This is a genomic window from Planktothrix sp. FACHB-1355 (assembly GCF_014748295.1).
Taxonomy (GTDB): domain Bacteria; phylum Cyanobacteriota; class Cyanobacteriia; order Cyanobacteriales; family Aerosakkonemataceae; genus Aerosakkonema; species Aerosakkonema funiforme_A.
Window position 1 is genome coordinate 1 of record NZ_JACJUP010001231.1, and the last position, 2,003, is coordinate 2,003.

Below are 2,003 nucleotides of genomic sequence, written 5' to 3' on the forward strand. Positions count from 1 at the left end.
TTGGTATACAGGGCCGATGTTTCGCTACGAACGCCCCCAAGCTGGGCGTCAGCGGCAGTTTCACCAGATCGGCGTTGAGGTGTTGGGTAGTTCCGATGCGAGGGCGGATGCAGAGGTAATTGCGATCGCTACCGATATCCTGCAAACTCTCGGATTGCAAAATCTCCGCTTGGATATTAATTCGGTGGGCAATCCTACTGACAGGCAGCAGTATAGACAAGCACTGATTGATTACTTCACTCCTTACAGTTCCGAGTTAGATGCAGATTCGCAAACTCGTCTAACTCGCAATCCTCTAAGAATTCTGGATAGTAAAGATAAGCGAACTCAGGAAATTGCTCAGAATGCTCCTAGTATATTAGATTACCTGGGCGTGGATTCTAAACAGCATTTTGACCAAGTATTGCAGCTATTAACAGATTTGGGGATTTCCTATCAGTTGAATCCTCGATTGGTGCGGGGATTGGATTACTATACTCACACCGCTTTTGAGATTATTTCTGATGATTTGGGCGCACAAGCTACGGTTTGCGGTGGTGGTAGATATGATGGTTTAGTAGCAGAATTAGGTGGGCCAGATACACCTGCTGTGGGTTGGGCGATCGGTTTGGAAAGATTGACTATTTTGCTGCAAAAAATGCAACAAGCACCGAAAAAAACGCTAGATTTTTATGTGGTTTCTAGAGGAGAAAAAGCAGAGGCGCAAGCGTTATTGTTAGCGCAGAAATTGCGGCGAATTGGATTTAGTTTGGAATTAGATTTGAGCGGAAGTGCGTTTAAAAAGCAATTCGCACGTGCTGATAAGAGTGGTGCTGTTGCTTGCTTGATTTTAGGCGATGAAGAAGCTGAAAATCAAACGGTGAAATTAAAGTGGATGGCGACAAAAGAACAGCAGACGCTTTCTCAAAAAGATTTACTTGGCAAGACGGACGAGTGGCGACGCCAAATAGATATGCTTAAAACGCAGTAGTAAGGATACAAGCATTTGTCAACAGTGCTAATAAAATTCGCTCTAGGCTAAGTGATTCAATGGAGAGGTTAGGTAAGTATTTTGCAATTTCCATGTGCAAAATTTGTGTTCTTTTAGTTGTCTCTCGGACATATTTCCCTCATTAAAATTTGGCGGGTGATTTTTCAGGGGATTCATTTTAATTGCTGTCGTTGCTAGGCTAATTCATTCCCAGGTTTTTGGTCTATCGTTTGTTTAGCACTCCAGTCTTGAATGGTAGGTGGATGCGATATTTTCACCTGGAGTAACAGGCTCCAGATATTAAAAACTAAATCGTCGGGGTAAATTGGTTTTAATAAATACGCCTCAACCCCTACTTGCATATATTGGTCAAGACTTTTTGTTGGACAGGTTGAAGTAACCAGGATGGGAATAGATTTGCCATTGGCTATTGCCAAATACTTCAATCGCTGCATCAAAGGATCGACACGCTCACCCTTAAAGTTGATTTCCGATATCATCATATCGGGTACAAGCCAATCCAGAAGGCTTAATGCTTGTTCGATCGAGCTAGCGCTCGTCACTTTTGCACCCAATTCTTCAAGTAAGATACTATACAAGTATCTACTGTCATAATCGTTATCCACAACTAGGATTTGGACATCTTTGAGTATTCCGAGGTGGGCAGAAAATTTTCTAATTACATCCATCTTAAGTACCTGAATTAAAACATCTATTTAAACTTGGTAATTAGCAAACTTTTAATCCAAGTTTATAAATCATTGGATGTTTGCTAATCACATTTAATTCAGTAGATAGCCAATTTAGCCAAGCATAATTTTTAGATTAGAGCTTTGCTAAATTGACATTTATTGATAACAGTAACTACAACGCCAGTAAATTCCTTCCCAACGGATGTGGCGAAGTAAAACTGTGGCACAACAAGGGCAAAGATGTCGGTCTCGGCTAAGACCGAGTGTTGTGGATATAAATCGTTGGCTAGGCTCAGAAACTAAATGTCTTGTGAGTAACATGGAAGATCGGAAGAGCGTCG

General features: G+C 41.5%; 2 protein-coding genes and 1 pseudogene. 1 reads left to right on the plus strand and 2 read right to left on the minus strand.

Features of this window, described 5'->3' with window-relative positions:
• The coding region (gene hisS, locus H6S82_RS31075; protein WP_191057324.1) for a histidine--tRNA ligase at positions 1–970 on the plus strand (970 nt) is incomplete at its 5' end.
• A 194-nt stretch (positions 971–1,164) separates the two neighbouring features.
• Here hisS and H6S82_RS31080 read toward each other — a convergent pair.
• Complete coding sequence (locus H6S82_RS31080; protein WP_190461566.1) at positions 1,165–1,659, minus strand: response regulator; 495 nt, start codon at positions 1,657–1,659, stop codon at positions 1,165–1,167.
• Positions 1,660–1,818: 159 nt separating this feature from the next.
• Positions 1,819–2,003 (minus strand): annotated as a pseudogene (locus tag H6S82_RS33145) (hypothetical protein); the annotation flags it as partial.

Bases quoted from the DNA above. Each gene is read 5' to 3' on its own strand.
- H6S82_RS31080 (WP_190461566.1), bottom strand. From the start codon at position 1,659: ATGGATGTAATTAGAAAATTTTCTGCCCACCTCGGAATACTCAAAGAT.